Here is a 24,930-nt window from a genome sequence, read left to right as displayed (position 1 = left end):
AAACTGAAGATTTTACCTACACTGAGAATATCGTACTTTTTTGTTTCAAAAAATACGATATTCATAAATTTTGTTGTAACTTATTGGTACAAACCGCTTATCCATTTAAACTACACTATTATGAAAAAACTATTAGGATTGGCTTTATTAATGCTTTTGCTCATCTCGGCAACAGGCACAAAATCTGTTGACACTGAACTACACCCTTCTATTGAAGGCACATGGGAACTCGTTAGCCGTTACAATTATGATGGCGAAAACGTTACCGACACACTTACCCCTGTAAAAGGTTACAACCAAATTAAAATGTTTTATAACGGTAAAGTAATGTGGACAAGGTATACGCCCAACAAAACCGTAGAATGGTTCGGTTACGGCTCTTATGAAGCTACAGACCATACTCTGGTTGAAAAATTAGAATATATGTCTGCTTCAATGCGTAAAATCGCGAACGAAGATATGCAGTGGCGTATGGAACTACTATTGGACAATAACAGTTTCACGCAAATTTCGTTAGACGAGGACGGTGGGCGTATTGCTTCTGAAAATTATCACCGTATAGATTAAAACGGCTCCTTACGGTCTGCACATTTTGCAGACTGGTTTATATACTCTTATACATAAACCTTAAAACACTTGGCCATGAAAAAAATAATTACTGTAATCTGTATTTCATTTTTACTTGTTTCTGCAACAACCCTTGAAACACCTAACGCCCCATACCATCCAAGTATAGAAGGAACTTGGGAATTGGTAAGCCATTATAATTATGAAGATGGTATTCCTACCGATACTTTATTGGTAGCCGATGGATACCGCCAAATTAAAATGTATTATAATGGCAAAGTAATGTGGACGCGTTATGTGCCCAACGATTCTGTAGAGTGGTTTGGATATGGTTCATATGAAACTACGGACAGCACCCTTACTGAAAAGCTAGAGTATATGTCTGCCTCTATGCATAAGATTACCAATCCTGATATGATATGGAGTATGGAACTGAAATTAGAAAAAAATAGTTTCAGTCAGATTTTTACTGATGAGGAAGGAAATAAAATTAATTCGGAAAATTATAAACGTCTGGATTAATGCGATTGTAACAAACAAAAAAAGGCTGCAATTAGCAGCCTTTTTTTGTTTTATGTAGCGATTCTTTTATACCGTTTCCTGAGGAGTTTCCACAGTTGCTAAATAACGCTCAGCATCCAATGCAGCCATGCAACCTGTACCTGCCGCTGTTACTGCTTGACGATATTCTCTATCTTGAGCATCGCCACTTGCAAAAACACCAGGCTTGTTAGTTTTTGTAGATTTTCCTTTGGTAATGATATATCCTGTTTCGTCCATATCTAACTGACCTTTAAATATATCCGTACTGGGTTTATGACCAATAGCAATAAAAAGACCTGTAATAGCAATATCTTCCTTGGCTCCTGTTTGGTTGTTGACCATACGTAAGCCTTCAACTACTTGCTCTCCCAAAACTTCGTCTACTTCTGTGTTGTAGCGAATTTCTATATTTTTAATGTTCTGTACACGATGCTGCATAGCTTTAGAAGCACGCATATAGTCCTTCCGGACTAACATAGTTACCTTATTACAGATGTTAGCCAAATAAGAAGCCTCTTCGGCAGCAGTATCTCCCGCGCCTACAATGGCTACATCTTGACCTTTATAGAAAAATCCATCACAGACGGCGCATGCCGAAACACCACCACCACGCAAACGTTGTTCACTAGGAATATTTAAATATTTTGCAGAAGCGCCTGTGGAAATAATTATGGATTCCGCTTCTATTGTCTTATTATCATCTATAGTGACTTTATGAATGCCACCAACGGTATCACTCAACTCAACAGCAGTTGCCATTCCTATTCGGACCTCTGTTCCAAAGCGCTCTGCTTGTTGCTGTAATTGCACCATCATACTTGGGCCATCTATACCTTCTGGATATCCAGGAAAATTATCGACCTCAGTTGTAGTGGTCAACTGCCCTCCGGGCTCCATTCCCGTATACACAACCGGTTTTAAATCCGCTCGGGCCGCATAAATTGCAGCGGTATAACCCGCAGGTCCCGATCCTATAATCAACGTTTTTAGCCTTTCTATTTTCTCAGACATAATCAAATACTCATTTTAAAATAGTTAATAAACAAAAATAGCCTTTTTGTAAAAAGACCATTATAAAAGTTATTAAAAGTTTTATGTATTGGTCGTTTTCAATTCAAGTTCTTACAAACCTTCAAGTAGACTGTAAATATTACCATTCACGAGTAAACCTAATCATTTTTTATACCCATGTTCACAAAAATTTGTTGAAAAACCAAACCTTGACCATCCCACTCTCGTAAATACTTGTTGAAAAAAAATAAAGTAATATGGACAATCTAAAACTATCTTGTACAATCATTGAAAATTCGCCCGTGCATAGCCACAAACTATCGCAGTCAATCTACCGTCATCCCAATTTAAAACTTGAAAAGACATATAGGAATGGAATAGAAGCCAAAAATAACCGAGCTAATAAAAATGTAGACCTTCTTTTCCTTACCATAGAACTACCTTTTATAAATGGCTTTGACTTACTTGAAACTTTTAAAGAATGTCCACAAATAATATTGCTCAGTACTACTCCGGATAATGCCTTTAGAGCTTTTAATTATAATATAACGGACTATTTATTAAAGCCCCTCTCCCCTACAAGATTTGACAAGGCTATAAATAGAGCCGTATATAACGCACAACTTTTACGTGACCCACAGGATAAAAAGCATTTTTTCGTAAAAAGTAATTCTAGAAAAGTGAAAGTGAACTATGGAGATATTAAATGGATAGAAGCTTTAGGAGATTATGTAAAATTGGTTACTGAGAAATCTAACCACATTGTTTTGTCCTCAATGAAAGCTTTTGAAAAAAAACTACCGAACTCACAGTTCCTACGGATACACAAATCATACATCATTAACTTAAAAAGAATAGAAAATTTCACCAATACTACGGTTGAAGTTGAAGGCAAAAGAATAACCTTAAGCCGAAGTAGAAGAGACTCGTTTATGAACGCCATTCAAACTTCTTAATATCTATAGCTAGTCTACTACCGGTATCACCAAGAATGGGATTTCTATACAGAAACTCACTTTTTTAATAATAGGCTCACGCATTAAACCTTCAAAAAAATCATGATCGTATTGTATCATCGTCAAGATATCAATTTCCAATTCCTTTAGAAAAACCTGAATACTTTTAGTTTTATTAGAAAAATTAGGCATCCAATGATAGGTAGGGTTAAAATCACCCAAGTAGGCATCCAAAGTATTTCTATTGGACTCCTGGATAGAATCTAACCGTTCTTCCTCATTTATATGCATAATACGCATGGCTGCCTTAAAACGAGAAAGTATTCGTCTTATGGGCATCATTACCTCTGCAGAGAAATTACGCTTAAAATTAGTTGCCAAGGCCACATTAGTTGGTTCTTTATATAAACATCCATTTGGTACCACAAGCACAGGACATGCCGCTATTTTTAAAATATTCATGGTTTTAGTGCCTAAAAAAACGGATTTGACGCCAGATGCACCCTGTGTACCCATAACTATAATATCTATACCCTCTTTGGTAGTTACTTTTAGAACTTCTTCCAATAAAGATTCTAATGCAATGTGAGTTATAAATTGGTGTTTTGAATTATGGTTCGTACGATTTAACTCATCACGAAATTCATTAATTTGAACCTCAGTTTCCACCTGCCAATTATCTCCTAAACCTACCTGTGCGGGAGAACCAAGAATATAATCAATTCGTAACGCTGTTGGCGTGTATGTATGTAAAAGATAAAAAGTACACTCTATATCCTTATAAAAATGCAGAGCATAATCTATTGCATTTCTAGAATTTTCTGAAAAATCTGTCGGGAGAAGTACTTTTAGCATGACTTTTGATTTGTTTTAATAAAACTATAACCTTCTAAGAGGTAAAAATATGACATCCATCAGTTTTTCGGCTTATGATTGAAAAATTAGGATTTCAGAACCTATTATGAAACTGTCCAAGGATCAATAAATTTATAAACTATATATTTGCAATAGCTGACCTATATTTTTATCTGGCCCCACAACTGTAAAAAGAAGGTGATTAATTAATGAATATTTAACCTCTTTAAGAAGTTATATACTTTTTAAACAATCCTCTTACTATGAACTCTGTAAAATTAACGTGTGTAGTTATAGATGACTCTAAAACGCAACGTACTGCGGTTACCAAACTAATAAAAAACCATATTAATCTTCGTTTTCTTGCTGATTACAAGAATGCAATAGAAGCGCAAAAAAATATGGAAAAAGATGATGTAGATCTTGTTTTTCTTGATATTGAAATGCCCCTGATCAATGGTTTTCAGTTTATAGACTCTTTAAAAAACCGGCCTCAGATTATCCTTATTTCCGCAAAGGAAGAATATGCCATGCAGGCTTTCGATTACGATGTAACCGATTATCTACTTAAACCAATTGGTCAAAACCGCTTTAATATCGCTATAAAAAGGGCGTTACTGAACAGTATTGAAACTGAGGAAAAAGAGGAAGATTATATTTATGTGAACAGTAAACTTAAAAAAGTAAAGCTATCTCTTAGTGAGATAAAATGGATTGAAGGTCTTGGAGACTATATTAAAATAGTAACGGATGAAAAGAACGTTCTAATCCTTTCTACCATGAAATCTTTTGCTGAGAAGCTTCCTGAAGACAGATTTTTACGTGTTCATAAATCATACATTATAAACTTGGATAAAGTTGATAAATTCAATGGATCACAAGTTGAAGTTTGCGGACAGGCCATTCCCCTAAGTAGGCATAAGAAACTTGCACTGGAGGATGCCTTAATGAACTCTCAGGCTGAATAATTGCTTTTTCTAAAAAATTAAAGGCCAATTTTAAGATTGGCCTTTTAACACTATATAGCAGATGTACCACCACTTGGCCGCACTTCAAACGCTTCTAAAGTAATATCGAATTTATCTTTGTATGCTTTTGTTGCTTCACTTACAAAATCTCCTACCGCACTTTCATGTACGATATTTAAAGTACAGCCACCAAAACCGCCACCGGTCTGTCTAGCTCCTAAAACCCGATTATTATCCTTGGAAAAATCTACCAAAAAATCAGATTCAGGGCAACTAACCTCGTATTCTTTACTAATACCATCGTGGGCCTTGTACAGAATTTGCCCTACCGCTTTTAAATCGTTTTGCTTTAGAGCCTCAACCATTTCTAATACTCTATCGTTTTCTTTCACTATAAAAGAACATCTATTGTAAACTATAGGACTCATGTTTTCTTTAGATGCTAAAAGCATTTCTTTGTCAACATCCCTTAAAGATTTTACGTTTGGATATTCCTTTTGAATAACGGCAACACCTTGTTCGCATTCTTGTTTTCTTGTATTATACTCGCTAGAAGCCAGGTTGTGAGATACTTTGGTATTCAACAAGATAATTTTATATGGATTTAAATCAATAGGAATATGCTTGTAATCTAATGAACGACAATCCAATAGAATCACTTTTCCCGGTTCACTCATAACCGAAGCAAATTGATCCATTATACCGCATTGCGTTCCCACATAGGTGTGCTCTGCAGTTTGTGAAAGTTGAACAATTTCTATTTTTGAAAGCCCCAAGTCAAAAATCTCGTTCAACCCAAAAGCCAAACCACATTCCAAAGCAGCAGACGAGCTAAGACCAGAACCAGTAGGCAAGTTACTTTCTACGATACAATCAAAACCTCGAACTTTATCCGTTCGTTTTGAAATTTCATTTAGTACACCAAGAATATAATTCTCCCACTCAACTTTACTGACCGCTATTTTATTTAAATCGATTTCAAAACCTGTATCATACGTTTTACTGTACACATGACATTGATTATCAGAACCGTTCTTCTTAAAACCGAATGTAATATTCTTTTCTATGGCCGTTGGAAGCACATATCCCATATTATAATCAGTGTGTTCACCGATCAAGTTAATTCTACCTGGTGATGAAATAACCAATTCTGGCTTAAAATTTTCTAAAAACTGCATAAGAGAAATAATTTATTTTGAATTGCGCACCATTTCTGGTGTAGCAACAGTCCTAAAACCTAAATGTTCTAATGATGAATCTAAACTAGTAGCCATACGAGATGATACTCTATAACTGGCACAATAACTTGCATTACACAAAAACGACCCGCCTTTCATGACTTTTTCCTTTGCGTAAGGGTCTCTTTCATTATAAGCCTGGTCCGCTCCTAATGGGTTTTTAGCTATTGGATATGCGGAATTCAATTCATTATAGTAATTGGTATTATACCAATCATTAGTCCATTCCCAAACATTACCTGCCATATCATACAACCCAAAATCATTAGCAGGATAAGTCTTTACCGGAGCTCGAAGCCCAAAACCATCCGTCTCAACATTGGTTACAGGAAATTCCCCTTCCCACGTATTGGCTTTTTCGGATAATTTGGTATCCTCATCTCCCCAGAAATAAGTTGTTGTTAAATGGTTGCCACGGGCAGCGCGTTCCCACTCCGCTTCTGTAGGCAAACGCCTATTGGCCCATTGGCAATACGCCAAAGCATCTTCATAAGCAATATGTACTACCGGGTAGTTACCTTTTCCTTTAATAGAACTGCCAGGGCCATTTGGATGCTGCCAATCAGCACCTATGGTCCAACTCCACCATTGCGAAAAATCATAAAGATTAGGCACCGAACTTTTAGCTTGTTTAAAAGTCAGCGAACCAGGCTGCATAATGCTATCATGGGGTTTAGGGGTGCCTTCAGGAAGTTGTTTTTTCATTTCTTCCCAATTAATTTCTCGTTCTGCTACAGTTTCATAACCTGTTTCTTTTACAAATTTTTTGAAGTCGTTATTAGTAACTTCCGTGATATCCATAAAAAAACCATCAATCGCAACTTTATGCGCGGGCTTTTCATGCTCCATTGCTGCTTTATCTTGTGGGACCGCACCCTGTGAAAAAACAGTTCCCGGAATCCAAACCATTCCTTTTGGAGTTGCCACATCTTCTGGTTTTTCTTTTACAACCGTGGTATCAACTGTAATGGATTTTGACTTTTCTACCTTTTCGGCAGTTTTTAGTACTTCTGCCTTTTGGGATTTCTCTTCCTTACAACTAATAAAAAAGCAAATAACCGCAACTGAAGCGAAAATTTTAATTGTATTATACATAACTATATGTCAAAAATGGAAAACAAAGTTAACCCTATTTTTTGGTTAACCATTATATTAAAAGCTGTCTCTTTCTTTATAAAAAAACAAAAAAATGTCCCCAAAAAGCAAGGGGACACTGTTATTCTCTGATGTTTATGAATTAAATAACAACTGTTTCCCCCGGTGTTGGTATTTTATATGTACCATCTGCATTGGGTTGTACAGGCGCAGGAGAATCCCACGTTAATTCATCTGGTGCCAAGTCTATATTAGATTGCATAGCCTCATCCCATTTTATGACCTTACCAGAATACGTAGCCATTCTACCGATTATAGCACTCATAGTACTTTTAGCACCATTTTCTGCATCGGCAATTACGCCTCCGTTTCTTATGGATTCAAAAAGTTTAATATGTTCTACCTGATAGGGATTAGGATCTTCTTTTCCTCTGTGTTCAAATATGGAATTACCGTTCCAATCCGTCAAAGTTGCATTATCTCCTTTAGTGTAAACAGTACCTTTTGTTCCTTGGAAGAATTCCGAAACCTTGCTCATCGTTTCCGGCTGATGACGACATTGACTAGCAATTACAGCTCCACTTGGATACGTATACTCTACAAAATGATGATCGAATATTTCTCCGTGATCTTTACCTTTTCTTACTTGTCTACCCCCCATTCCTTGTGCCGAAATAGGATACTCACCAACAAACCAATTGGCAACATCTATATTATGGATGTGCTGTTCCAAAATATGATCTCCACACAGCCAATTAAAGTAATACCAATTTCTCATTTGATATTCAAGCTCACTCTGTTGTGGTTGTCTTTCACGAACCCATACTCCTCCACTGTTCCAATATACCTGCCCAGAAACTATCTTACCTATGGAGTCTTTTTTAATCTGGTCTATAGCGGCCAGATAACTGTCTTGATAGTGTCTTTGAAGACCCACCACTACGTTCAATTTATTTTCTTTTGCTTTTTTTGCAGCTGCTAATACCTTACGTACTCCTGGAACGTCTGTTGCTACCGGTTTTTCCATAAACACATGTTTACCGTTATTTACGGCATACTCAAAATGTTGCGGACGGAAACCTGGTGGGGTTGCGAGAATGACCACATCGGCTAAATCCATAGCCTTGGTTGCTGCATCAAAACCAACAAATTGATTCTTCTCTTTTACATTGATTTTTTTGGTTTCGCCCATCGCTTTAGAAATATTTGCCAAACTACCCTTTAAGCGATCTTCGAAAGCATCTGCCATAGCAACAAGTTCTACATTCTCATCTGCGGTCAAAGCTTGTACAGCGGCACCCGTTCCACGGCCACCACAACCTACCAATGCTAATTTTAGTTTCTTGTTTCCTGCTACATTTGCCATACCACTCATATGCAGGTTTGGCAATAAGATAGCTCCGCCGGTAAATAGAGCAGTGTTCTTAACAAAATCTCTTCTAGATTTTTTGTTCGTACTGGTTTTGGTCTTGTCTTCTTTCATTTTCTCGATTTTTCTAAATTAAATGTAGTATGTGAGCCAGTTACAGCGCAAGTGTGAATATAAAAATAATGCAGCATTTTTTTAAGCTTAGCCTTGCGTTTTTCTCAATTTTGTAAAGGTCAAATTATCAAAAAATAGTAATAATGTTAATTTTACCTATCTAAATCCTCGGGTCTTATTTTACGGTTACTATTCTTTGTTTAACGCACCTCCTTAAATGAGACTCTTCACTTTTTAAAGATAATTCCCTGAGTTCTGGCACCTTGAAGATAGTACACCTTGGTCAAACAAGTGTATATTTAACACATCTTTTGCTTAAAAATAGGATTTAAGTACTAATTATCAAGCCTTGGACGGCATTAAACATAGTTGTTAAATTCTGATTTTTTTTATCAATTACATATTTTTGATTTATCTTTCGTTTCGATTTTCGCAATAAATATTTATCAAAAGTTACTTTTACGAATTTCAGCTTAAACAACAAACCAATTTTTTATGGAAACAACAAATGGAATGGCCTCAAACGCCAATAGACTTTTTTATGCAAGCTGCTTTGCATTGATTACAACTGCATTTTCTTTTAGTATCAGGGCAGGAATTCTTCCTCAACTAGGAGAAGAACTAAGTTTAAGTGCTGAGCAACTGGGCTTCATAAACTCTATGTGGTTTTTAGGATTTCCTTTGTCTATGGTCGTAGGCGGATTAATTTATCATAAAGTAGGCGGAAAAGCCATTATGCAATTTGCATTCTTTGCTCATGCCATTGGTATTATATTAACTATTTATTCAGGAAGTTATGTGGGTCTTCTCATTTCTACCCTTCTCATAGGTTTAGGGAACGGTTGTACCGAAGCGGCCTGTAATCCTATGATCGCAGATGCATATCAAGGAAACAAAATGAGTACCATGCTGAACCGCTTTCATATGTGGTTTCCTGGCGGCATTGCTATTGGAAGCCTTGTTTCTGGTTTTATGACCGATATGTCTTTTAGCTGGGAAAGTCAAATTTGGTTGATTCTTATACCTACATTGATTTATGCCTATCTTTTCTTTGGCCAATCATGGCCAAAAGCAAAAGAAGCAGAAGCAGCTACTATAAGCGGAAACTTTAAAGCAATGTTTTCTCCTCTTTTTATATTCATGCTTGTTTGTATGGCGTTGACCGCTATTTCAGAATTTGGTCCCAACCAATGGGTAGGGCTTATCTTATCTAAAAGTGGAGCCAACCCTATGATAATTTTGGCGCTAACTGCAGGTTTAATGGCAGTAGCTAGATTCTTTGGAGGTAACATGGTTGCTAAGTTCAACCAAACCGGGGTTCTTTTAGGCTCGGCAGTTCTTGCTACGTTAGGCATATACCTTTTCAGCACGCAAACTGGAACAATGGCTTACGTTGCTGCTATCTTTTTTGCATTAGGAGTTGCTTACTTCTGGCCTAATATGATTGGTTTTGTTGCAGATAAAATCCCAAAAAGTGGTGCTCTAGGACTTTCTATTGTTGGTGCTGTGGGTATGTTCTCTAGCTCTATATTTCAACCGATTATTGGTGGATGGATTGACTCTGACAAAGCTATAGCTGCTGCTGAAGGTTTCACCGGTGATGAATTAGAATTGGTATCCGGGCAAGCTACCTTACTTACAATGACCATCTTTCCCGGTATTTTAATTGTCCTTTTTACCGTACTTTATTTCTGGATGAAAAAAAGAAAAGAGAACCCGGAAGTTGAAGTTGTATAACCTCAAATATTAAAAATTATAAAAAAAGCCCGATTTTATATTGGGCTTTTTTTCTGCTTCATATCGGCTAGAACCTAATTTAATCTGACACTCTTTTTTTTAATATTGGCAGATTTCTAATTAACTCTGAACAGATATTATAAGCTGTTTGTTCCCTTACTTCTACTAGACTAGTTTTTACACCTTATATAAAATTATGGTGATGTTGCTCATCAAAATAAAACAATAAGTACGACTATGTTTATTGTGGGCCGTTCAACTATAAATACCAATAAAGTTATTTATAATTAAAATCTAGAGTTCTGCTATTATTGTAGTTGATTACAGGATGGTGTACAAATACCAAATGGAGTTAGTAGCCTTTGTATAGCTTCAACTATGATAGAATAAGTAACGTTATTCAATAACTGAATTAACGAAATGATATTTTTTCAACTATTTGGAAATCGATTTAAATTTTTTTGCTTAAAAAACAAATCGAACAAGGCCCTATATTGCAAGCTTATACCTTTGTAGAGGACAAACTCCGTACTATATTATTCATAATATATATCTAGTAAAAACAGTTGTATTTCAAACCAAAAAATGAAGTGTGAAACTCTTAGTTACTATTTTAATTCCGTAGGAAGAAAACCAAAATGAGCCTTGAAACACTTTGTGAAGTAAGAAGGTGAAGAAAAACCGACTTTAAAACATACTTCACTAATAGACTCGTTCCCCGTTTCTATCATCTGCTTTGCTTTTTCAAGTCTAATATTCCTTAAGAATTCAATTGCCGAATACCCGGTAAGTGCCTTTATTTTTCTATATAATTGACTTCTGCTAAGATTTACCTCTTCTGCCAATTGTTCTACATTTAGATTTTCATCAGAGAGATTAACAGTAATGTACTTCAACACCTTAGCGATAAAATTTTTGTCAAGTTCTGAAGTATTCTCCGGTACTTTTACATTATTTGAATCATTCAAATACTTATTGAACAAGACCTGCCTACTGCTCAATATCTGTTTTAATTGTGCCTTTAATACTGTCATTTCAAATGGCTTGGTCAAATAAATATCCGCACCACTATCAATTCCTTTAACCCAATCATCCGTCATTGTTTTTGCGGTCAACATAAGAATAGGAATATGACTCGTCTTTAGATTTTCTCTAATATTTCTGCAAAACTCTAAGCCATCCATTTCTGGCATAACCACATCAGAAAGAATTATATCTGGGATTATTTTTTCGGCAGCTTTTAATGCTTCATTACCATTTACTGCTTCTACAACCTTGTAATTTCCTATTAATTCACTTTTTAAATATGCCCTTAATTCTGCGTTATCTTCTACTATTAGTAGGGTCGTTACTGCTCCATTCTCCGAAAATTGATTTACGATATCTTCACCTGCCTCAACGGAATATACCTCATTGATTCCAACCGACGGTTTTAAGAACAGCTCACCAGGCATAAAGTGGGCATTACCAAGCGGTAAAAATATTCTAAACTTGGTACCTAACCCCTCTTCACTCTCAACAATTATTTTTCCTTTTAAAAGATCCAGAAAACTTTTTACCACTTCCAAGCCAATACCCGTACCCCCATAGTACTGGCTATTCATCTTTTCTACTTGGTAAAAGCGTTCAAAAACTTTTTCTAAATCTTTTTTTCCAATACCGGTACCAGTATCCTCAATACTTATTTCCAAGGCTTGAAAAGATTCCGTTTCATTTATCAGAGGAAATATAATTTCATTAGCACATCTAAAAATGGAAACCGTTATGATTCCTCTATCGGGTGTAATTTTAAAGGCATTTGAAAGAATGTTAAATATAACTTTTTCCAACATGGAAGGGTCGCTCCAAAGTGTAATTGCAGTTTCTTCTGATTCTATTAAAAAATGAATATCCTTTAAGATTGCTTCCTCTTCAAAATGTCCTGTGATTTCATTTACAAATGAAACCGCCTCTAATTCTGACACCTTTACGTTAAGCTTATTAATATCTAGCTTTCTAAAATCCATTAACTCATCTATTAACCGTTTTAGTCTGCTGGTGTTCTTGTGGATAATCCCCAACTTTTCTTTCATTTTTTGAGAAAAACTAGTTCCTGGATCTCTAATAATATCTTCTAACGGATTTAAGATAAGCGTAAGCGGAGTCCTAAATTCATGGGAGATATTAGTGAAAAATTGAATTTTTCTATCGTTCAAAACTTCTTCCTGTAACCGCTTTTCGCGTTCAAATTGAACCATTCTTTTTTCCTGAACTCGCTGATTTGCAAACTTGGCCAAAAAGTATGAGATAAGAAAAGCTGCCAATATATATAGTGTAATGGCAGTATTTGTACTCCACCAAGGTGCTAAAATTGTTAATCGTAGTGTTTTTGGAGTCTCGCTCCAAAAACCGTCATTATTAGCTGCTTTTACCTTAAAAACATAATCGCCCACAGGTAGATTCGTGTAGGTAGCGCTTCTAGTTTCCCCAACATAATTCCAACGGTTATCAAAACCTTGTAGAAAATAAGCATATTGATTCTTCTGGGGTCTCGTAAAGTTAATTCCCGCATAGTCTATACTAAAAACAGATTGATTATGCTTTAGCGTAATCTTTTCCGTACGCCCAATTACCTTGCTTAAAGGAGAATCTTTCACGTTTGGAACGACCGACTTATTAAAAAGTTTAAAGTCCGTAAAGTAAACTTGTGGCATGTTTTGGTTGAAATTCAAGTTTTCGGGATCTATAGAATTTACGCCCTCGTAACTACCAAAATATAAAGTGCCAGATTCATCTTTGTATGCAGAGTTATAATTAAAATCATTAGCGAACAAGCCGTCATGTACATCAAAATTCTTAAACTCACTTTCTCCCACATTCAGTCTAGAAATACCATTGTTTCCGCTTAACCAAATATCGCCTTTATCGTCTTCCTGAATTGAAGCAATATTCTCTTGGCCTAGACCTTCTTTTTGGCTATACCAAGTAAATGAATCCTCTTGAGGATTGTATTGACAGAGGCCACCACCAGTTGTGCCTATCCATATCATATTGCGGCTATCCTCAAATAATGATACAACCCTATCTACGATTAAATTTTGACGATTAGTTGCGTACATACATTCTACTAAAGAAACTACCTTCTCCCCTGCAGAAAAATTTGTAGGGATTTTATACAGACCTCCCGTTGTACCTATCCAAAGAAAGTCATTACTATCTACTAAAACCTTACGAACTTCTCCCTGGCTAGGAATTCTATCATTAAAAATTTGAGCGTTATGAGCAGTGAATTTTTTAGTTTTAGGCTCATAGGAATGTATCCCCTCTTCATATGAACCAATCCAAATTATTCCATTTTTATCTTCATCAAACGTCATTATACGGTTATTGGTCAACCCTCCATTTGTGTTTGATGATGTATAGTTTATAAATTCTGATGTATTTTCTTGAAGAAAATAAATACCAGAATCCCACGTACCTACCCATAGATTGTTTTGACTATCAAAGAACATTGCTGTAACCGCCGCCGCATCAAGATTCTTTGCTATAGGGTTTTGGTCATCTTTTAAATGAATGATTTTTTTCTTTTTAGCGTCATATACATCAACGCCTCCTCCGTCTAAACCAAACCATAATCTGTCTTTTTTATCACTCACAATAGCTGTTACCGATGTTAAAATAAGGGCATTGTTAATTTGATATAGGTTTATATTATCATTGAATTTATTATACAACCTATCATGCACACCAACTCCTTTATTGTAGTACCCAATCCAAATACGTTCCTGTTTATCTACATAAACAGACCATATGGAATTTGATTTTATACTATGAATATCCGACTTATCATAGCGATAGTTCTTTATTAAAGTTCCATCAGTATCTAAAACGTAAAGCCCATCATTTTCTGTACCACATAGGATGTTTCCATCGCTTGCTTGGGCTATTGATAAAATCCGCTGTTCGGAGATAGAATAATTATTTATTTCATACTCGCCAGAAGATTGCTGTTTTATCTTAATTAAACCATCAGAAAAAGTGCCCAACCAAACGGCACCTTCTTTATCTTGAAACATTGTTAGGATACTAATGTCTAGGTCAATATTTTTTTTATCATGATCGTTTAAAATCTGAGAGGGTATAATCCTTACACCATCATACTCAAACAGACCGTGATTAGTGGCTACAAATATTTTACCAGAAACACTTTTTAATATATTTGTTACTTGAATATCTGATTTTGATAGTGTAGATTGAAAAGGAATAGATTCACTTTGTAAGGTTTTTGGATTAACCCTAAATACTCCATTATAGTAAGAACCTACTAAAAGCTCTCCGTTTATACCTTCTTGTATGGCATTAATTAAAACACCTCTCTGCAATACGGTTTTATTCTGCAACTGCACTGCAATGAAAATATCAAGGTCTCTATCATATAAATCCAAACCTGTTTCTGTACCCACCCACAATCTATTTGAACTATCAACGTAGGAAGTGAATATTATTGAATTACTTAACGATTTTGAATCGTTAACATCCTGTGTGTAAGTAGTTATATCAATACCATTATACTTCTTTAACCCTACTCCATTGGTACCCATCCAAATGAGCCCCATGCTATCTTGAATTATAGTAGAAACTGCTCTCTGCGTATTGTTCTGCTCAATGTTTACGAAAGTGTATTCAGGTTTTGAATTTTGGGCATGTAGAAAACCTTGTGTAGAAAACACACAAAACATAGAAATCAAAAATATCTTTATCCACTTCATATATAACACCACTTAATCAGGTGTATTTAGACTTATTTTTTTCTACGATAGAAAGCAATTGATTTTTGAGGCCGTTGGAAGATAGGTCAATTGTTCAATTCATGCAAATAGGTAATTACTTTCATCAAGTGTACAAAACAAAAAATAAGCTTAAACTAAATTGCCGGTAGTTTTACCACCGGCAACAAAGCTTAGACTTCAATAAACGACTAATTTACTTAAGTACTATTCTAACCTAAATATATTGGTTAATTATATTTTCGAACAATTCTTGTTTACCGCTTCTAAGTTCCAACTCACCGTTCTTAGTGGCTAAATCATATAAGTTTTCAAGACTTAATTTACCAGATTCAAATTCCTGCCCCTTACCAGAATCAAAAGAATTGTAACGGTTTTCACGTAGCTTGGTGTAATCTGAAGAAGTCATTATCTTATCTGCAGTAATCAACGCTCTGGCAAAGGTATCCGCACCCCCAATGTGCGCTAAGAAGATATCTTCTAGGTCAGTTGAATTTCTTCTGATTTTGGCATCAAAATTTACACCACCGCCTTGTAGACCGCCAGCTTGTAAAAAGACCAGCATAGCCTCTGTAGTCTCTTGAATGTTATTCGGGAACTGATCGGTATCCCAACCGTTTTGGTAATCACCACGGTTAGCATCTAAACTACCTAACATTCCTGCTTTAGCTGCAACTTCCATTTCATGCTGGAAAGTATGCTGAGCCAAAGTAGCATGGTTCACCTCTATGTTAATTTTAAAATCTTTGTCTAGACCGTACTCCCTTAAAAATCCAATTGCCGTAGCCGAGTCAAAATCATACTGGTGCTTAGTTGGCTCCATTGGTTTTGGCTCAATAAAGAAATTACCTTTAAAACCTTGCTTACGAGCATAATCTCTGGCCATAGTTAAGAACTGCGCCATATGGTCTAGCTCACGACCCATATTGGTGTTCAAAAGAGACATATATCCTTCACGACCACCCCAAAAAACATAATTTTCACCATCTAAAGCAATAGTTGCGTCCAAGGCCAATTTTACTTGCCCGCCAGCTCTGGCAACCACGTCAAAATCAGGATTCGTAGCTGCACCGTTCATATATCTTGGGTTAGAAAAACAGTTGGCGGTACCCCATAATAATTTAATACCGGAAGCCGATTTCTTTTCTTTGATATACTCGGTAATGGTTGCCAATCTTTTTTCTGATTCAGCGAAAGTTGAAGCTTCTTGAATCAAATCAAAATCATGGAAACAGAAATAATCAAAACCTATTTTACTAATAAATTCAAAGGCTGCATCCGCTTTATCCTTTGCCGCTTGAACAGCATCTGAAGATGCATCCCAAGGAAAACTCTGCGTACCTGGACCAAACGGGTCAGAACCTTGTCCGCAGAACGTATGCCAGTATGCGATAGCAAATTTAAAATGCTCCCTCATAGTTTTACCTGCAACAACCTGGTCCGGATTGTAATATTTAAACGCTAAAGGGTTATCTGATTCTTTCCCTTCAAACTTAATGTCGCCAATTCCTTTAAAATACTCTTTGTCTCCTAAAAATGCCATATTATTTGTTTTTTAATACGTGTTCCAATTCTTTTTTCCATGCCGCATATGCAGTTTGCAATGCTTCTTTTTCTTCGGATGGCTTATAGCTCATCACATAATCATTGTCCATAATCTGATCACCGAAACCGGTAAAATCACCATTGCTTAAAATACAGGCCCTTGCCGCTCCAATGGCACCTGTGGTATTGTATATTTCAATTTCCCTATCAATAAGGGTCGCTATAGTATTTGAGAAAATTTTCGAACGGAAGAGGTTATCGTTACCCGCCCGTATTTTAGTAGCGGTAATTCCGTCCGACCGTAGGATTTCCATTCCGTAAACAAATGAAAAAGCTATCCCTTCCAACGACGCTCTACACAAATGTGCTTTGGTATGATTGTTTAAGTTGATACCAAAGATATTGGTACCTAAATCCACATTGTTCAGCATACGCTCGGCACCGTTTCCAAAAGGTAATATTTTAACGCCATCGGAACCTTGAGGGACCGAATTGGCTAATTCGTTCATCTCATCATACGAAGCAACGTCCAAGTTATTTAACATCCAACGGTACTGAATACCAGCACCATTTATACAAAGTAGCTTCCCTACAAAACGATTATCCTGGTTATAATTTACGTGTGCAAAGTTGTTGACTCGTGAGCTTTCCTTTACTGAAAGATTATCGGTTACCGCATAAATTACTCCAGATGTACCTCCTGTAGCCGCAACTTCTCCTGGGTTGAAAACATTCAAAGACAAGGCATTATTGGGCTGGTCTCCCGCTCTATATAAAATAGGAGTTCCCACATTTAAACCTGATTCTTTTGCGCCTTGTTCCGAAACTTTACTTTGTACAGAAAAGGTATCTACTATTTCTGGCACGTGAGATTCGTTCAACCCGTAATAATCCAGCAACCATGTGGCCAGGCTATTCGTCTTAAAATCCCAAAAGATACCTTCCGATAGTCCCGATAAGGTTGTATTTGCAATACCGCTTAATCTTGAAGCTATATAATCGCCAGGAAGCATGAACTTATGGATACGTTCAAAAACCTCAGGCTCGTTATCTTTTACCCATTTTAATTTAGAGGCGGTAAAGTTAGAAGGCGAGTTCAATAAGTTCTCACTGCAACGGTCATTGCCCAGTGCATCAAATGCCTTTTGGCCAATTTCAACCGCTCTACTATCGCACCAAATTATGGAATCGCGCAATGGTTTAAGGTCTTTATCCACAACTACCAAACCGTGCATTTGGTAAGATATACCTACTCCAGTAACTTCTTCCGGCTTAATATTGTTCTCAGACAACAAGGTTTTAGTAGCGGTACAAACATGCTTCCACCAAGTATCAGGGTCCTGTTCTGCCCAACCATTATTAATGGCAAGAATATCCATTTCTTTTTTGGGTTCACTCACTACGGCAACAGGTCTACCTGTACTTACCTCAACCAAGGCCGCTTTAATAGATGAACTCCCTATATCATATCCTATACTATACATATTTCTTGATGTTTGTAAGTGCTTTAATTGTTAGAACGAATCTCTTTAGAACAGGTCCTATTCAGTTCAAAACCAAGCCCTTTTGTCAAATTTAAACTATAACTTAAAACAAACTATAGATAATTACATTCTCAACTAAAATACGAAATAGTAACATTTTTAAATTCAAAATTTAACAACTACAACCTGTTTAAAATCAGATATTTATAATTTTATGTGTTTTTCGAAATGGGTTTCGTAAAAAGCTTAGTTCCAAAATGCTATTTTAGCGATCAAGAAGGTAGAAAAAAGAGGTAAAGAACTATTTGATGATATTTAGTATCTTGAAACGGTTATGAAGCGAAAACTTAGTTTAGACGATATTGCCAAGCATTTTAAGGTATCCAAATCTACCGTATCCAAGGCTCTAAACGACAGCCATGAAATTAGCCGCCGTACCAAGGAGAAAATCGTTGCTTATGCTAAAGAGCACAAATACAGACCTAATCTAAATGCTATAAACCTTAGAAAGGAACCTTCGCTATCCGTAGGTGTTATTATTCCAAATATTCTTAATTATTTCTTTGCCCAAGTCATTAGTGGTGTTGAAAAAATATTGAATGACAACGGCTACAATATGATAGCCTGTATCTCCAATGAATCCTATAAAAAGGAAGTTGCTATAACCCAAATGCTGCGTAAAGGGGCCATATCCGGACTATTAGTATCTCTTGCCGAGGAGACGGGTCGATTAGATAAAATTGAACATTTTGAGCCCTTTTTTAATATAGGCATACCTGTAGTGATGTTTGACCGCGTATCCACAAAATTACAATGCGATAAAGTAACCATAGACGATACAAAAACAGCCTATAATGCTACCGAACATCTTATAAAATCTGGATGTAAACGTATAGCCGTAGTTTCTTTATTGGGTGATCTTGAAATTTCTCGACTTAGAATAAATGGATACAGTCAGTGTCTTAAAAACCATGGTATTGACTTGGAACAAAGCTTAATTTTTGAAAAGCTAGAAAAGTCACTCATGGAAGTTGAAATCAAAAAATTGCTTTCTAGCGGAAAGGTAGATGCAATTTTAGGCTTGGAAGAAGAAGCCGGTGTCACCTCCTTATTAACGGCAAATTCTTTAGGAATTAAAATTCCCGAGGAGCTCTCCATAATTTGTTTTACCAACGGAATTCTTCCTAAATATGTCAGACCAAGCTTAACCTCTATAAGCCAGCACGGTTACTATATGGGAGAAAGAGCAGCCAAACAACTTGTTGAAAGAATAGAGCAAAACGGCAGTGAAAAGACTTTTAAAACCGAGGTTATTAAAACAACCATGATTGAAAGAGAATCTACGAAACTACTATCAACCTAAAACAAAGTTTGTTATCATTATACTCTTTCAAGTTTTATAGGGTATGTTTTGTTGGCGTTCCATTGGCAGACATAGATATTCTTATCTTCATCAATACACACATCATGACAATGATTAAAAAGCGGTATGTCCTGAACCATGAGCTGTAATTGACCATTTTCATAAACCGGTGCCGTACCTCCCGGGTTGGAAAGCACTTTATTATCCGCATCCAAAATAGTTACAAAACCGGAATTTGGAGTTTGCTCTAAATATTTTAATCTGGACCAACAAACTCCAGAATATAGATTTTCATCATCTATGACAGGTCTACAAACAAAAGCTCCCGGCAGAAAAATAGTGGATAAATACTTCCCGTCCAAGGTGTAACGCTTAAATGAATTATGCTTTCTAGACGTACATAACAAGGTTATATTATTGGGATCTCTATCATCTATAGTCACACCATGCGCGGTTGAAAACAAATGGTCCTCAAGTCCATGACCTCCAAATTTTCTAATAAATTCTCCGTCTTTGCTATATTGCAGAATAAAATCAGAACCATACCCGTCAGCTACATAAATATCTCCGTTGGGCGCTACAGCTGTTTCTGTAGGTCTATATTTCTGGTCTTTTTGATAAACGCCCGTGTCTCTTGGGTCTGGGAGCCGCATAAGCACTCTACCATCTACAGTGGTTTTTAGAATAGGCCCGTCATTATCGGTAATGAAAAGCATATCTTCTTCGCCTTCCTTAAAAAGCGTTAGACCATGGCCAGATTTTAAATCGTGCGTCCAAGTCTTTAACAGCTTACCGGATTTATCATACACAATGATATTATTTTTGACTTCGTCCGTAACCATAATCAATCTGCCTTTGGAATCCATTACCATCTCATGACAATTTTTTATGGGCGTAGTCGCAGGATTAAGATTACCCCACTCCTTATGTACACGATATTTAAAATCACCATGCCCAATTATTCGCTCAGATAATTTCGGTTTATTTATGATTCCAAAACTGTAAGAAGGAACAGTCAATGCGGCACCGGCAAAAGCGGATTGTTTTATGAAATTTCGTCTAGAGTTCATCATTAAAGTATATTTAAGTTGCAGCAGAATTTGTGCTTTTCAAAAATACCTAACTAAGTATTTTATAGTGTAGACGAATTATACAAAGAGGTGTAATTTTTGTCTATTACATACATTTAACCTATTTATTAGGCACATAGTATGACGGTGGGTGTCCGAATTCCTTTTTGAAGATCCGGCTGAAATACCTATTGTCATTATACCCCACGCTAAACGCAATCTCTTTTATACTTAAACGCCCTTCTTGCAACATGGGCATAGCTTTAGATAGTTTATAGGTGTTGATATACTCTATGATCGTCTTACCGGTTAGTGCCTGGATTTTACGGTACAGTTGCGAACGTCCTATGGCCAATTCATCACATAAAAAATCGATTGAAAAATCTGCGTTATCAAGATTATTATCAATCACTTCATTAACTTTTATCAGATATTGGTCTACCGTAATTACCGGTTCTTCAAACAATTCTTCTTTCTGATATTTTTTGATAAGTCGATGTCTGCTTTCTAATCGGTTTTGGATTTTCATCTTAATTTCCGAAACATTAAAAGGCTTCTCAATATAATCCTCGGCACCTGTTTCCAGACCTTTCAATTTATTTTCCAATCCGGTTTTTGCAGTTAGGAACATTAATGGAATATGAGCCGTAAGTTCATTTGCCTTTAATTGGTTGGCCACCTGAATTCCATCAAACATAGGCATCATTATATCACTAATAACAATATCAGGAACATGTTCCAACGCCAGATGAAAACCATCCTTACCATTATCTGCTTGTAGAATAACATAATCATCAGATAGCTCTGATGTCAAATAATTTCGAATATCTTCATTGTCTTCAATTATTAAAACAACCGTTTCTCCAGATATACTTTCAGCGGATGGAGCTGGCGTTTCCTCTATATTTGTTTCATAAATAGCATACCCTATCGGGAGTGTAATCATAAAATGTGAACCATTCCCTTCTTCACTTTCTAAGTGTATATCACCTTTATGCAATTTTACCAATTCCGATGTTAAGGAAAGTCCAATACCACTACTATAGCCCTTATTTGGGGTTTCATCCATCTGATAAAACCGCTCAAAAACTTTCTTTTGATATTTTTTTGGGATGCCCAAACCATTATCTATTACTTCTATCAGAAGATTTCCTTTTTTAACTTTTTCATCCTTATCAATTTCAAGAATATCATAAGTGGCTTTTAGGCTTATTTTTCCATTTCTTGATGTAAACTTGAATGCATTAGATACCAAATTAGAGACAATCTTCTTAATGATATCCTCATCAAAATACAACGTACAATCCGTCTCGGATGTTTCACAAGTAAAGTTTATGTTTTTCTCTTTTGCCCAATATTCATAGGCCGTACTCATATTGGTACAGACCAAAAGTTCATCATGTGGTTTAATTCTTAATTGCTGGTTCCCTTCAAGTTTTCTAAAATCCAAAATCTGATTTATCAGCTCCAACAGACGATTACTGTTCCTATGCATCATCTGTAAAACCTTAGTATCCGGTCTTACCCCTTTCCTAATAAATTTATCTAGCGGAGAAGTGATTAGTGTTAAAGGAGTTCTCAATTCATGCGATATATTGGTAAAAAACCGAAGTTTCATCTGGGCCAATTCTTCAAATTGATACACCCGTTGTTTCTCGATTTCAAACATATTTTTGGTTCTTTCCCGCAACAAGAAAAACCTAAAACCCCAAAATGCAATTGATAAAACGAATAGGGCCGCAAGAATTTGTACCCATGAGCGTTCCCAAAATGGAGGCGTTACGCCAATACTTATACTTTTCAATTTGTCCGTCCAAATACCGTCCTCGTTGGATACCTTTAGCAAAAATTTATAATTCCCTGAAGGCAGGTTGGTATACGTGGCCCTTGTACCGTTAGCAATGGTCCAATCCTCTTCAAAACCTTCTAGTTTATAGGCGTACTGACAACGCTGCGCATTCTCATACTGAATAGCTTGAAAACCGAGTTCTATCTTTTGATCTTTGTAAGACAGCTGTAAATGGTCTTCTACTTCAATACTCTTTTTTATGTAACTACTATTGGGTGAAACCAATTCATTATTCACCCATAATTTTGAAATATAGACCGATGGTGTCTTGGTGCTTGGCACAACCTCTTTTGGGTTAAAAGTCATTAAACCCTTATTGGTACCAAATACCATATGGCCTTCATCTGTAACCAAACTTGAGATACCTATTTTTTGAGATATGAGGCCATCTTGTTCATTCAAAATACGGACTACATCATTCTTAACATCAAGTTTTATCAGTCCGTTACTTGTACCTAACCACAAATTCCCCTCGGCATCTTGCTCAATTCTATTGATAATTCTATCCTTCAACAGGCTATTATCATATTGAATAAAAGCGTCTTTGTCAACATCATAACTGCAAAGTCCCGAATTGGTACCTACCCAAAGGGTCCTGTCTGCATCCTCAAAAATTACATTTATGAAATTGTTGTTCACTGTAGCCGTGTTACCGATTTCATGCCTGTAATGCACAAATATATTCTTCTCAGGAACATATCGCTTGACCCCGTCACCATTGGTTCCAAGCCAAATTTGATTTTTATAGTCTTCAAAAAGTTCGTTAGCCCTATGAAAGTAACCAATACCATTAGGGTCGTTCGGGTCACAGTCAAAATAAACGGTTACCCCTGTTTTAGGATTATAAATCCGTGCTCCCAAAACTTCTCCGGTCCAGATAAGGCCTTCACTTGTTTCTAAAAGTCCAAAAAGTTCTGCACGTTTTCGTGGAATAATATTTACCAGTTCACCGGCTTGGGTAAATTGTTTAATCGTATTTGTATCCGCCACCCACACCATTTCCTTACCATAGGAACTCATATAAGTTCTATTAACGAATCCTGTAAGTTCGTTTACAAAACTCAAATCCTTTTTTGAATAAATTTTTACAGTACCCTTCCGCAAAACCCAATAATTAGTAGTAGTATTGAGAATTTGGCTACCTCCTCTATTGTCTACAAAATGACGAAATATTTTAGGGGATTTCTTAATATGAAAAAAATGACCCCCATGGTCCAATACCCAAGAGTCTTCTTTTGAAGGGTTATGAAAAATATCACTTAAAAAAAATGACCTATCCGTAAATCTCTCGTTTAATGAGATGTGCTTTTTTACTTTAAAATCACGCCCAACTATTATTATTTCATCATTTTTTACGAACCAGCAATTATCCTCATAATCCGGTTCTATATGGCTAGCATTTTTAAAAATAAAATCAAGGTCATGAAACCGGTTCACTTTATCTAAAGTATATAACTTGGTATTTGATATCAGGAGTTCTTCATAAAATTCCAATAGTGGATACGAATGAGAAGCATTAGGTGTATTTTGAGAAAGACGGGTAAAACTACCAGTATCAGAATCAAAAATATTTAAACCGATCCAAGTTCCAATAAAAAGTCGGCCATCATCATCTTCCTCAATATCCAGTACATTGTTATGACTGATACTGCTAACATCTTTCGCCTTATGCTGATACCTTTTGAAAGTACCGGTTTCTCTATCCATTAGGTTGAGTCCACCGCCATCCGTTCCTATATAGAAGGAGTGGTCTGATGTTTCATAAATAACCCGTACCTCATTAAAGCTAAGACTTTCCGGATTGTTATCATCATGAATAAATCGTTGAAAGCGGTCATATTCACGGTCATATTTAAGAAGCCCTCCGCCGTAGGTTCCAATCCATAACGTGCCCATGCTGTCCTCATAGAGATATGAAACATGATTATCTGTTATACTGGTCTGTTCATTCTCATTTTTACTATAATTCTTAAAATTACCCCCATCAAAACGCCATAAACCGTTAGTAGAAGCTATCCAAATAAAGCCATAGCGATCTTCCAGAATATGAGATGTGCTGGTCTCTATTGGTAATTGAAAATGGGTGATTTCAAAATCATTAGTATTCTCTTGAGCATGAATCACGACCGAAAAGCCCAAAGCTAAAATCGTCACGACATAGAAATATAAGCAAGAAACTTTACCCATGTTTTGAATATAGAATAATTCTATTAAACGATAAATTATTTTTGATGTATTATTTACACTTAATTTTAACGGGCCTAGCCAAAAATGATATAGCTATCCACTACCACAACAATATGGTTAGAGTTAAAATAGTGCCGACGCATGATAAAATCAAGAAACTTAAAATCCGAATTTTAAGGTTATTTTGTAAACTAGATGTATTTACCATCAATT

The 24,930-nt window shown here is 36.1% G+C and carries 16 protein-coding genes; 6 read left to right on the top strand and 10 right to left on the bottom strand.

What is annotated here, in order from left to right:
* Positions 1-120: 120 nt before the first annotated feature.
* Together KO521_RS04345 and KO521_RS04340 are read left to right on the top strand one after the other, a co-directional pair.
* Positions 121-567 (top strand): hypothetical protein, encoded by a 447-nt coding sequence (locus tag KO521_RS04345; RefSeq protein ID WP_215938690.1) that lies wholly within the window; start codon positions 121-123, stop codon positions 565-567.
* Positions 568-642: 75 nt separating this feature from the next.
* The gene (locus tag KO521_RS04340) at positions 643-1,089 is read left to right on the top strand and encodes a hypothetical protein (RefSeq protein WP_215938689.1); all 447 of its coding nucleotides are present in this window, start codon (positions 643-645) and stop codon (positions 1,087-1,089) included.
* Positions 1,090-1,155: 66 nt separating this feature from the next.
* Here the strand turns inward: KO521_RS04340 and trxB are convergent, their stop codons facing one another.
* On the bottom strand, positions 1,156-2,121 hold the full coding sequence (gene trxB, locus KO521_RS04335; protein WP_215938688.1) for a thioredoxin-disulfide reductase: 966 nt from the start codon (positions 2,119-2,121) through the stop codon (positions 1,156-1,158).
* 257 nt (positions 2,122-2,378) lie between these two features.
* Between trxB and KO521_RS04330 the strand changes: the two genes are divergently transcribed.
* A complete protein-coding gene (locus KO521_RS04330) occupies positions 2,379-3,077 on the top strand; it encodes a LytR/AlgR family response regulator transcription factor (RefSeq protein WP_215938687.1) in 699 nt (232 codons plus the stop codon).
* A gap of 9 nt (positions 3,078-3,086) precedes the next feature.
* Here the strand turns inward: KO521_RS04330 and KO521_RS04325 are convergent, their stop codons facing one another.
* The gene (locus KO521_RS04325) at positions 3,087-3,932 is read right to left on the bottom strand and encodes a universal stress protein (protein WP_215938686.1); all 846 of its coding nucleotides are present in this window, start codon (positions 3,930-3,932) and stop codon (positions 3,087-3,089) included.
* Positions 3,933-4,195: 263 nt separating this feature from the next.
* Here KO521_RS04325 and KO521_RS04320 point away from each other — a divergent pair, with 263 nt between their 5' ends.
* Positions 4,196-4,900, top strand: coding sequence for a LytR/AlgR family response regulator transcription factor (locus KO521_RS04320; protein ID WP_215938685.1), 705 nt, complete (start codon positions 4,196-4,198; stop codon positions 4,898-4,900).
* 50 nt (positions 4,901-4,950) lie between these two features.
* Here KO521_RS04320 and galK read toward each other — a convergent pair whose 3' ends face one another.
* The 3 genes from galK to KO521_RS04305 form a co-directional block, all read right to left on the bottom strand.
* Positions 4,951-6,078 carry a galactokinase gene (gene galK, locus KO521_RS04315; RefSeq protein ID WP_215938684.1) on the bottom strand — a complete coding sequence of 376 codons (1,128 nt, stop codon included), beginning with the start codon at positions 6,076-6,078 and terminating at the stop codon, positions 4,951-4,953.
* A gap of 12 nt (positions 6,079-6,090) precedes the next feature.
* Positions 6,091-7,233: a formylglycine-generating enzyme family protein gene (locus KO521_RS04310; RefSeq protein ID WP_215938683.1), complete on the bottom strand. Its 1,143-nt coding sequence runs from the start codon at positions 7,231-7,233 to the stop codon at positions 6,091-6,093.
* 142 nt (positions 7,234-7,375) lie between these two features.
* Positions 7,376-8,716: a Gfo/Idh/MocA family protein gene (locus KO521_RS04305; protein WP_215938682.1), complete on the bottom strand. Its 1,341-nt coding sequence runs from the start codon at positions 8,714-8,716 to the stop codon at positions 7,376-7,378.
* A 495-nt stretch (positions 8,717-9,211) separates the two neighbouring features.
* Between KO521_RS04305 and KO521_RS04300 the strand changes: the two genes are divergently transcribed.
* A complete protein-coding gene (locus KO521_RS04300) occupies positions 9,212-10,453 on the top strand; it encodes an MFS transporter (RefSeq protein WP_215938681.1) in 1,242 nt (413 codons plus the stop codon).
* Between the two features lie 608 nt (positions 10,454-11,061).
* Here the strand turns inward: KO521_RS04300 and KO521_RS04295 are convergent.
* From KO521_RS04295 to KO521_RS04285, 3 genes are all read right to left on the bottom strand, one after another.
* Entirely contained in the window at positions 11,062-15,201 is a 4,140-nt protein-coding gene (locus KO521_RS04295) for a two-component regulator propeller domain-containing protein (RefSeq protein WP_215938680.1), read from the bottom strand.
* Positions 15,202-15,436: 235 nt separating this feature from the next.
* The gene (gene xylA, locus KO521_RS04290; RefSeq protein ID WP_215938679.1) at positions 15,437-16,762 is read right to left on the bottom strand and encodes a xylose isomerase; all 1,326 of its coding nucleotides are present in this window, start codon (positions 16,760-16,762) and stop codon (positions 15,437-15,439) included.
* Position 16,763: 1 nt separating this feature from the next.
* Positions 16,764-18,248: a xylulokinase gene (locus tag KO521_RS04285; RefSeq protein WP_215938678.1), complete on the bottom strand. Its 1,485-nt coding sequence runs from the start codon at positions 18,246-18,248 to the stop codon at positions 16,764-16,766.
* Between the two features lie 334 nt (positions 18,249-18,582).
* On the opposite strand from KO521_RS04285, the gene KO521_RS04280 reads away from it, so the two are divergent.
* Positions 18,583-19,611 (top strand): LacI family DNA-binding transcriptional regulator, encoded by a 1,029-nt coding sequence (locus KO521_RS04280; protein ID WP_215938677.1) that lies wholly within the window; start codon positions 18,583-18,585, stop codon positions 19,609-19,611.
* A gap of 17 nt (positions 19,612-19,628) precedes the next feature.
* Here KO521_RS04280 and KO521_RS04275 read toward each other — a convergent pair whose 3' ends face one another.
* Positions 19,629-20,684, bottom strand: coding sequence for a twin-arginine translocation signal domain-containing protein (locus KO521_RS04275; RefSeq protein WP_215938676.1), 1,056 nt, complete (start codon positions 20,682-20,684; stop codon positions 19,629-19,631).
* Positions 20,685-20,802: 118 nt separating this feature from the next.
* Positions 20,803-24,717 (bottom strand): hybrid sensor histidine kinase/response regulator transcription factor, encoded by a 3,915-nt coding sequence (locus tag KO521_RS04270; RefSeq protein ID WP_215938675.1) that lies wholly within the window; start codon positions 24,715-24,717, stop codon positions 20,803-20,805.
* Positions 24,718-24,930: the final 213 nt, after the last annotated feature.

The sequence above is a fragment of the Zobellia uliginosa genome (assembly GCF_018860745.1).
Lineage (GTDB): Bacteria > Bacteroidota > Bacteroidia > Flavobacteriales > Flavobacteriaceae > Zobellia > Zobellia uliginosa_B.
Note: the sequence above shows the minus strand (reverse complement) of the source record. Positions and strands in the feature narration are given on the sequence as shown.

Coding starts and splice junctions, on each gene's coding strand:
- KO521_RS04285 (WP_215938678.1), bottom strand. CDS start 18,248: ATGTATAGTATAGGATATGATATAGGGAGTTCATCTATTAAAGCGGCC.
- KO521_RS04270 (WP_215938675.1), bottom strand. CDS start 24,717: ATGGGTAAAGTTTCTTGCTTATATTTCTATGTCGTGACGATTTTAGCT.
- KO521_RS04305 (WP_215938682.1), bottom strand. CDS start 8,716: ATGAAAGAAGACAAGACCAAAACCAGTACGAACAAAAAATCTAGAAGA.
- KO521_RS04295 (WP_215938680.1), bottom strand. CDS start 15,201: ATGAAGTGGATAAAGATATTTTTGATTTCTATGTTTTGTGTGTTTTCT.
- KO521_RS04275 (WP_215938676.1), bottom strand. CDS start 20,684: ATGATGAACTCTAGACGAAATTTCATAAAACAATCCGCTTTTGCCGGT.
- KO521_RS04330 (WP_215938687.1), top strand. CDS start 2,379: ATGGACAATCTAAAACTATCTTGTACAATCATTGAAAATTCGCCCGTG.
- KO521_RS04280 (WP_215938677.1), top strand. CDS start 18,583: ATGAAGCGAAAACTTAGTTTAGACGATATTGCCAAGCATTTTAAGGTA.
- galK (WP_215938684.1), bottom strand. CDS start 6,078: ATGCAGTTTTTAGAAAATTTTAAGCCAGAATTGGTTATTTCATCACCA.
- KO521_RS04310 (WP_215938683.1), bottom strand. CDS start 7,233: ATGTATAATACAATTAAAATTTTCGCTTCAGTTGCGGTTATTTGCTTT.
- KO521_RS04320 (WP_215938685.1), top strand. CDS start 4,196: ATGAACTCTGTAAAATTAACGTGTGTAGTTATAGATGACTCTAAAACG.
- KO521_RS04300 (WP_215938681.1), top strand. CDS start 9,212: ATGGAAACAACAAATGGAATGGCCTCAAACGCCAATAGACTTTTTTAT.
- KO521_RS04345 (WP_215938690.1), top strand. CDS start 121: ATGAAAAAACTATTAGGATTGGCTTTATTAATGCTTTTGCTCATCTCG.
- KO521_RS04340 (WP_215938689.1), top strand. CDS start 643: ATGAAAAAAATAATTACTGTAATCTGTATTTCATTTTTACTTGTTTCT.
- trxB (WP_215938688.1), bottom strand. CDS start 2,121: ATGTCTGAGAAAATAGAAAGGCTAAAAACGTTGATTATAGGATCGGGA.
- xylA (WP_215938679.1), bottom strand. CDS start 16,762: ATGGCATTTTTAGGAGACAAAGAGTATTTTAAAGGAATTGGCGACATT.
- KO521_RS04325 (WP_215938686.1), bottom strand. CDS start 3,932: ATGCTAAAAGTACTTCTCCCGACAGATTTTTCAGAAAATTCTAGAAAT.